This is a genomic window from Streptomyces sp. NPDC006430 (assembly GCF_040612395.1).
Taxonomy (GTDB): Bacteria; Actinomycetota; Actinomycetes; order Streptomycetales; family Streptomycetaceae; genus Streptomyces.
Window position 1 is genome coordinate 626,508 of sequence record NZ_JBEXQA010000002.1, and the last position, 7,481, is coordinate 633,988.

9 protein-coding genes and 1 tRNA gene are annotated in these 7,481 nt (G+C 68.4%); 9 read left to right on the plus strand and 1 reads right to left on the minus strand.

What is annotated here, in order from left to right; genetic code table 11:
• Positions 1–3: 3 nt before the first annotated feature.
• The 9 genes from ABZZ20_RS06000 to ABZZ20_RS06040 all read left to right on the plus strand — a co-directional run bounded on the left by ABZZ20_RS06000 (position 4) and on the right by ABZZ20_RS06040 (position 6,413).
• The gene (locus ABZZ20_RS06000) at positions 4–204 is read left to right on the plus strand and encodes a hypothetical protein (protein ID WP_030717854.1); all 201 of its coding nucleotides are present in this window, start codon (positions 4–6) and stop codon (positions 202–204) included.
• Positions 201–800: a hypothetical protein gene (locus ABZZ20_RS06005; protein ID WP_356867153.1), complete on the plus strand. Its 600-nt coding sequence runs from the start codon at positions 201–203 to the stop codon at positions 798–800. Before ABZZ20_RS06000 ends, ABZZ20_RS06005 begins: the two co-directional genes overlap by 4 nt.
• A 16-nt stretch (positions 801–816) precedes the next feature.
• On the plus strand, positions 817–972 hold the full coding sequence (locus ABZZ20_RS06010) for a hypothetical protein (RefSeq protein WP_356867155.1): 156 nt from the start codon (positions 817–819) through the stop codon (positions 970–972).
• Between the two features lie 5 nt (positions 973–977).
• Entirely contained in the window at positions 978–1,484 is a 507-nt protein-coding gene (locus ABZZ20_RS06015) for a hypothetical protein (RefSeq protein ID WP_356867157.1), read from the plus strand.
• Positions 1,485–1,496: 12 nt separating this feature from the next.
• Positions 1,497–1,787: a hypothetical protein gene (locus tag ABZZ20_RS06020; RefSeq protein ID WP_356867159.1), complete on the plus strand. Its 291-nt coding sequence runs from the start codon at positions 1,497–1,499 to the stop codon at positions 1,785–1,787.
• An 85-nt stretch (positions 1,788–1,872) separates the two neighbouring features.
• Entirely contained in the window at positions 1,873–2,799 is a 927-nt protein-coding gene (locus ABZZ20_RS06025) for a bifunctional DNA primase/polymerase (RefSeq protein ID WP_356867161.1), read from the plus strand.
• Between the two features lie 130 nt (positions 2,800–2,929).
• Entirely contained in the window at positions 2,930–4,477 is a 1,548-nt protein-coding gene (locus tag ABZZ20_RS06030) for a YfjI family protein (protein WP_356867162.1), read from the plus strand.
• A gap of 197 nt (positions 4,478–4,674) precedes the next feature.
• The gene (locus ABZZ20_RS06035) at positions 4,675–4,965 is read left to right on the plus strand and encodes a helix-turn-helix domain-containing protein (RefSeq protein ID WP_356867245.1); all 291 of its coding nucleotides are present in this window, start codon (positions 4,675–4,677) and stop codon (positions 4,963–4,965) included.
• A complete protein-coding gene (locus tag ABZZ20_RS06040; RefSeq protein WP_356867164.1) occupies positions 4,962–6,413 on the plus strand; it encodes a tyrosine-type recombinase/integrase in 1,452 nt (483 codons plus the stop codon). The genes ABZZ20_RS06035 and ABZZ20_RS06040 overlap by 4 nt, the downstream gene beginning before the upstream one ends.
• Before the next feature lie 825 nt (positions 6,414–7,238).
• On the opposite strand, the gene ABZZ20_RS06045 is transcribed toward ABZZ20_RS06040, so the two are convergent.
• A tRNA-Arg gene (locus ABZZ20_RS06045) sits at positions 7,239–7,310 on the minus strand.
• Between the last annotated feature and the right edge of the window lie 171 nt (positions 7,311–7,481).

A 7,481-nucleotide genomic window follows, 5' to 3' on the forward strand; every position in this document is an offset into this window, starting at 1 on the left:
CCCATGGCCATCACCGTCTCGCTCGTCGCCCTGTTCGGGCTGGTCCTGTTCTTCCTGCTCCGCTCCAAGACCCTCGGCTACGGCTCCGCGTTCGTCGCCATGATGTTCGGCTTCTTCCTCGCCTCCACCGGAGCTTCCGGCCCCATCAACGAACTCACCACCGCGATCATCAAGGCCGTCTCAGACCTGGGGAGCCAGGGATGAACGACCCCATCACCTACCGCCACTGGGCCATCGACCTGGCCCCCAAGGCAGCCCCCGCGCTGGCCACCACGACCGTGCTCATCCTGGGCCGGATCTGGAACGCCAACGGCGCCGAACACAGCGTCGGCAACGCCGCGCTGATGGTCGCCCTCGCCACCGGCGCCGCGACAGCCGGCGCGTTCGCCTCGGGCGGCCGGTCCGGTGACAGCGTGATCGCCGGAACCGCGTTCGCCGCATCCGGCGGCCTGGCCCTGGCCGGAGTCGCCGGATACGCCGACGGCCTCTCGCTCCCGATCCTCCTGTGGGCACTGTCTACCGCCGTCGCCTACGGACTCGCCGCCCGCTACTGGCGCACCGACCGCCGCGAGACCGTCGCCCACGAGCGCCAGACCCTCGGACGGCGCGAAGACCACGCGCACGTCGAACGCGTCGAAGCGCTGCGAGCCGGAGCCCAGATCGAGGTGGCACGTTCCGGCGCCGCCTACGCCGAGCAGCTCGCCAACGCCCTCATCACCCGCGCCACCCTCCCCGGCTTCAACCCGCAGGCCCTCACGGACGCCGGCCTGCCCGAACTCCCCGCCAAGCACGACCACTGACCGAAGGAGCACGCACATGGACATCGACCCCCACGAGGTCGTGAGCGTCGAACTGGACTGGGACCTCCTTGACCAGCCCTACACCCGACGCGTCACCCGCCTTCAGCTGGGCGAACTCCTGCTTCAGCTGGACGACATGGCCGACCAGACGGAAGCCGAAGAGGAGAACTGACGCCAATGTTCGAGATCCGCGTCATCTGCGCACCGACCGAAGCCCCCGAGATCACCAAGGCCTTGTCCGAGACGTTCGCGACAAGCGCGGTGCGCCAGCGGCCCACTCGTGACGGGGAGCGCGTCCGCCTGTACGTCACCGCCGAGCAGCAGCCCAGCCACTGGCCGACGCCCGAAGCGGCGTACGCCACCGCGCCGAGCATCATCAGCGAGATCGGATGGACCGCCCGGGGAGCACGCGACTGCCTGCACGGCATCGCCGTCCGCGAGTTCTGGCTCCGCAAGGCTGCACTCCTGGACCGCGTCGCCCTCACCGACGACGACCCCGTCGGCGGCGACGCCGCCACCTGCGCCACCGAAGCGGCCCGCCGCCTGATGGAGATCGACGACGCCGCCGGCCTCGGCCCGTCCGGTTACGCGGATGGCCCCTACACCCCCGACCACCCGGACAGCGTCCGCGAGCCCCGCGGCTACGTCCGCCAGGAATACGCCCTCTGGATCCGCCACCACTGAGGAGAGATCGCCATGAGCCCCAGCCCCGCCCTGAGCACCACGCAGCACCCCACGATGTACACGCAGGTCGATGGCCTCAGCTACCGGCCCGAGCGCATCAGCGTGATCGCGGCCCTGTCCCACATCCGCAGCGCACGCAAGAGCCCCAAGAACATGGACGCGGTCAACGTCTACGCCTTCACCGGCCGCGACGGAATCCCGCTGCACGTGGTCTACATCCACCACACCCCGGGCCGCTGGCACGGCGTGAACGACGTCATCGACGTCTACGAGATCCCCACCGCCGCGCTCACCGACCTGTAGCTGTGCCCGGGGCGGTCGCCTCTCACCACAAGACCGCGACCGCCCCGGCTTCTCCGTCCCTTCGCAGAAACAGGAGACCCCCAGCATGACACCAACCCCCACCCCGGCGCTGCTGTGCGCCGCCCTGGCCGCCGCCGAGCGCGGCTGGCCCGTCTTCCCGCTTCGCCCCGGAGACAAGCGGCCCGCCGGACACCCCGAACGCAACTGCCCCCGCACCGGCCGCTGCACGGACGGCCACCGCACCCCCGAACAGCGCGCCACCCTTGCAACCGAGCACATCATCACGTGCTGGCAGAGCGCCCCTTACAACGTCGGCATCGCCACCGGCCCCGCCGGGCTCCTGGTCGTGGATCTCGACATCCCCAAGGCTGATGACGGAGCCCCGCCCCCGGAATGGACGGGGGCGACCGATGGCCTGGACGTCTTCGCGATGATCTGCGAACGCGCGGGCGAGCGGCTGCCGACCGAGACGTACACCGTGCGCACCCGCCGCGGCGGACAGCACCTCTACTTCACCGCCCCAGCCGAAAAGCAGCTACGTGGGAGCGCAGGGCGCCTGGGCTGGAAGGTCGACACGCGTGCCTGGGGCGGGTACGTGGTCGCGGCTGGCAGCACCGTGGGCACCGGCTCGTACGAGATCATTCACGACGCGCCCCCGGCCCCCCTCCCCACGTGGCTTGGTGACCTGCTCACCCCACCGCCCGCGCCCGCCCCGGTCAGCGTGGCCGTTCTCCGCTCCCGGATCGGGAAGGCAGAGCGGTACGCGACGGCCGCCCTGAACGGCGAGGTCGCCAAGGTCGCGGCGGCCGCGACCGGCGCCCAGAACACGACGCTGTACAACGCCGCGTACGCCCTCGGCCGCCTCATCGCCGCAGGCACCCTCACGGAGACGGAAGTCACCGACGCGCTCACCGCCGCCGCGCCGGCGGGGCTCGCTCCTTCTCGCATCGCGGCGAGCATCCGCGACGGCATCCACCGCAGCGCCCGCAACGCGAGCGGAGACGCGGCATGACCACCACTGACAACCCCAGCTCCGCCGGACGACACCAGGCCCGGGACGGCAGTAGCGCGCCGAAGGTCGTCGGCCGTCAGGCCGTCCTTTCAGTCCTTCGCCGTGGCCCGCAGGAAGGCAGGACCGCAGCATGACCGCACAGCCCACCGACGCCGACCTCTGGGCCGGGTTCGACGCCCCCGCCGCCGAGGAGGTGACCGGACCGGTCTGGGACGAGCCGGTCCCGCTCACCGGCCGCCGGGATCTCCCCACCTTCCCCGTGGACACACTCCCGCCGTGGCTGTCCGCCATGGTCGCCGCCGTCGCCGAGGAGACCCAGACCCCCGCCGACCTCGCCGGATGCCTCGCCCTCGCCGTCATCGCCACGGCCGCCGGCGGACGGGCCACCATCTGCGTCCGCGGCCGGTGGCGCGAGCCGGTCAACCTCTACACCGCCGTGGCCCTGGACCCCGGCAACCGCAAGAGCGCCGTGTTCGCCCTGATGACCGAGCCGCTCATGGCCGTGGAGAAGGCCCTCGTGGAACTCTCTGGCCCGGCCCGCGCCGAGGCCGAGACCACCGCGCGCCTTGCCAAGGCCGCCGCCGACAAAGCAGCGGCCAAGGCCGCCAGCGCCGAGGCAGGGATGCGCGACCAGCTCACCGCCGAGGCCGTCGCCCTCGCCCAGGCCGCCGAGGAGATCAAGGTCCCCTGCAAGCCCCAGCTTGTCGCTGACGACGTGACACCGGAGAACCTGGCCACCCTCCTCACCGAGCAGGAAGGCCGGATCTCCGTCCTCTCCCCGGAGGGGGGAATCTTCGAAATTATCTCGGGCCGCTACAGCGGGGCGCCCAACATGGAGATCTTCCTCAAGGGCCATGCCGGGGACATGGTGAGGGTCAACCGCCAGGGTCGCGAGGCCCAGCACGTCGAACACCCCGCCGTCACGATGGGCCTCGCCGTTCAGCCCGAAGTCCTCGAATCCATCGGGCAGATCAAAGGGGCCGACGGCCGCGGACTGTTGGCCCGGTTCCTGTACGCGCAGCCCGAATCGCTGGTCGGCCGCCGCAACCTCACCCCGGAACTCATCCCCGACGACGTGGCCGACACCTACACCCGCCAGCTTGGCGGTCTGGCCATGGCACTGAACGGCTGGACCGACCCGGCGGTACTCACCCTCACCCCCGAGGCCGACGCGGTCATGCTCGCCTACCAAAAGGTCACCGAATCCCGGATCGGGAAGGGCGGTTCACTCGCGGACATCGTGAAGTGGGCCAGCAAGCGGGACGGGGCCGTTGCCCGCATCGCAGGGCTGCTCCACCTGGCCGCCCACACCGACAGCGGCTGGACCCGTCCCATCGAGGCCGCCACCCTGGCCGACGCCACCCGCCTTGGGGACTACTTCACTGCCCACGCCCAGCACGTGTTCGATGCCATGGGCGCCGCACCCGCCCAGGAAGCCGCCCGCCAGGTGCTCGCACACCTTCGGGAGGCCCGGCTGACCGGCTTCACCAAGCGGGACCTGTTCCGCCAGCTCTCCCGCGGCGACTTCCCCGCCATGACCGACCTCGACCCGGCCTTGGCCCTGCTGGAAGAACACGGCTGGATCCGCCAGCAGCCCTTGCCCCCGCGCACCGGACGCGGCGGCCGGCCGCCCTCCCCGAAGTACGACGCGCACCCGCGCCTCGCTCGCGGCGCCTGACACAACCCCCACCGGGCTGCCACAACTGACAGAACCCCCGATCTGTCCCGCTGACCTGCATAAACGGGCCGTACGGCCACCGTGACAGAACCTCCGGAAACTCCGACAGAACCCCACCCGTCGGCCGTGACAGAACCCGCCGCCGGAGGTTCTGTCGGAGTTTCCGCGAGTTCTGTCAGAGCCGCCCTCAGCCCCGAATCCGCAGGTCAACGCGTTCTAGCCGAGGTTCTGTCAGTTGTGTCAGCGGTTCCGGGGTTCTTGCTCCCCAATCCACAGCTTCCCGAAGGAGTCTCGCCGTGGCCAAGCCCCGCGACGAAATGCTGACCATCCCGCAGGTGGTCGAAGAGATCGGTGTTCCGCGAGCCACGTTCTATCGCTGGCGGCAGTGCAAGAAGGGCCCCAAGGCCATCAAGCTCCCGAATGGCTCCGTGCGTATCCGCCGTTCCGAGCTGGTCCGTTGGCTGAAGATGCGGGAGGAATCTGCGTGACGAACGACGCCGATTCCGGGTCCGAGCAGAACAATGGCTTGGACCCGGAAGGGTTTTCCCTCGATGTCCGCCTGTGGAATGTGACCAAGGCGCAGAGCAAGACCCGCCCGTATCAACTTCGCTGGATCGTCGGGGGGAAGGTCAGCAGTAAGACGTTCGCCACGGTGGCGCTTGCTGGGAGCCGCCGGTCCGAACTGTGGTTGGCCATGAAACGCGGCGAGGCGTTCCGCATCAAAGACGGCCTGCCTGAGTCCGAAGTCCGCGCCGCCACGCAGGCCGCAGAGCCTGCGGATGCCCGCGAGGAGCTTTCCTGGTTCACGTTCTGCCGTGAGTACATGGCCATGCGCTGGCCCACGGCTGCCGCCAAGACACGCGAAGGCATAGCGGATGGTCTCGCTGCGGTGACCCTGGCCATGGTGGAGCAGGACAAGCAGATGCCCGAGGTGGAGGAGCTGCGCCTCGCTCTTCGCTGGGCCGTTGTCCCGGCAAACGCCGAGTTGGAGCCGCCGGCCGAACTCGAAGATGCCCATCAGTGGCTTTCGAAGAAGTCGCTGCTCGTTTCCGCGTTGGAAGATCCGAAGATTCTGCGAGACGTCCAGTACCGGCTTTCGTTCAAGCTGGACGGGACGCCTGCGGCAGGGGAGACTTCCCGCCGCAGGCGCCGCGCGTTGAATACTGCCGTGGAATACGCGATCGAGCGCAAGCTCCTGGTCGAGAACCCTCTTGCCGCGCTCAAGAAGGTGAAGGTCTCTTCATCGGATCGTGTCGACCCGCGCGTTCTCGTGAACAAGACGCAAGCCGCTCAATTGCTCGCCGCGGTTTCGTACGTCGGGACGTGGGACCGCAAGAAGGGGCGCCGTCTGGTGGCGTTCTACGCCGTGATGTACTTTGCGGCGCTCCGCCCGAGTGAGGCCGTGGGGCTGCGGAAGTCGGACTGCTACCTCCCCGAGAAAGGATGGGGGACGCTCACCCTCCGGGACACGCACCCTGTATCGGGCAAGCAGTGGACGGACAGTGGGGAGCGCCACGACAAGCGTGGGCTGAAGTCCCGGGAGGCCAAGGACGACCGGCCGGTCCCGATCCCTCCGCCACTGGTCGCCATGCTCCGGGCCCACCTCAAGGAGTTCGGCACGGCAAAGGACGGCCGGCTGTTCACGAACGAGCGGCTCGGGCTTGTCGGCAGCAGCACGTACTGGCGGGTCTGGAAGGACGCCCGGCGGTACGCGCTCCCGCCTGACCTCCAGACATCCATCCTCGGCAGCCGCCCGTACGACCTCCGGCATACCTGCATCACGATGTGGCTGAACGCTGGAGTGCCCGTCGCGGAGGTCGCCCGCCGGGTCGGCAACTCGGCCGAGGTTATCCACCGCGTCTACGAGGGTTGCATCTACGGTCAGGAAGAGGTCATGAACAGGAAAATCGAGAAGGAGCTCGGCTGGACTCATTAGGCCCGATTCCCTCCTGGGCGAATTGGAGGGTGGCGGGCCATCCGCCCCCATAGGAACGGAGCGGAGGCGGGGACGATTCGCCGTTCACGTACGCGGGCTGACTCGTGAGCAGAATGGTGAACATCATTAGGATCACTGCGGCTGGAATCGCAAACAGGGCAAATGGCCAACCTGATCCCCTGTGCTGGCTAAGTGGCACCACGAATGCCAGCACGGCTCCGACGATCGCCGAGATTCCGAATGAATATGTTAGGGCGACGAACAGTTCCCTGACTTCGTACTCGACTGACGCTCCATAGGCGGCGCGGGCGAAAAGGTAGGCCGCTCCAGCGATCACGAGACAAACACTCGTCCCCAGCCGAGATACCAGTTCGATTTTGTGCTCCGAGGTGAGAGGGCTCATCTCGTTTGGCCTGTCTCGGTCCTCGCTGATCGCTGCTCTCTGTCTGGCCTGCTCTCGCCACAGCTGCCACGCAGCGCCGAGGATCGTCACAACGCTGGCCGCGATAGACAAGCCCACTTCCATGCAGGGACGGTACCGACGTTCGTGGGAGAAGGGTGCCAGCGACACAGGGGACATGGTGCCCCTCGTGATCCCGAGATCCATGGTCGCGAGGCGAGTGTCCGCTGTGGTTCGTGCATCAGCGAGCCCAAGGCCCCGGTGGAGGCGGCGTCTCCTTCTGAGGCGGCGTCTCCTTCTATCGCAGGTCTATCGCGACCAGTGCGTAACAACGACAAAGACCTGGACTCAGTGGGACTGGGTCCAGGTCTTCATGCTCGGCACTTGTGCAGGTCAGCAGCGTGATCGCGCTGGTCCGGCAGAAGTGCCCCCGGCAGGATTCGAACCTGCGCACACGGCTCCGGAGGCCGTTGCTCTATCCCCTGAGCTACGGGGGCGTGTCGTTCGCTGTGCGGCGACGGGTTGAACACTACCAGCTTCCGAGGGGTGATCAGGAACCCCTTTTGCGGGGGAGTGGGGGTGGGTCGCTCGGAGGGGGTGGAAGTCGAGAAAACCCGGACGCGGGGGCTTAGGTAGACCTACTCTCGAGTTGTGCCAGGCGCCTCGGG

Bases quoted from the DNA above. Each gene is read 5' to 3' on its own strand.
- ABZZ20_RS06025 (WP_356867161.1), top strand. From the start codon at position 1,873: ATGACACCAACCCCCACCCCGGCGCTGCTGTGCGCCGCCCTGGCCGCC.
- ABZZ20_RS06020 (WP_356867159.1), top strand. From the start codon at position 1,497: ATGAGCCCCAGCCCCGCCCTGAGCACCACGCAGCACCCCACGATGTAC.
- ABZZ20_RS06000 (WP_030717854.1), top strand. From the start codon at position 4: ATGGCCATCACCGTCTCGCTCGTCGCCCTGTTCGGGCTGGTCCTGTTC.
- ABZZ20_RS06030 (WP_356867162.1), top strand. From the start codon at position 2,930: ATGACCGCACAGCCCACCGACGCCGACCTCTGGGCCGGGTTCGACGCC.
- ABZZ20_RS06005 (WP_356867153.1), top strand. From the start codon at position 201: ATGAACGACCCCATCACCTACCGCCACTGGGCCATCGACCTGGCCCCC.
- ABZZ20_RS06015 (WP_356867157.1), top strand. From the start codon at position 978: ATGTTCGAGATCCGCGTCATCTGCGCACCGACCGAAGCCCCCGAGATC.
- ABZZ20_RS06010 (WP_356867155.1), top strand. From the start codon at position 817: ATGGACATCGACCCCCACGAGGTCGTGAGCGTCGAACTGGACTGGGAC.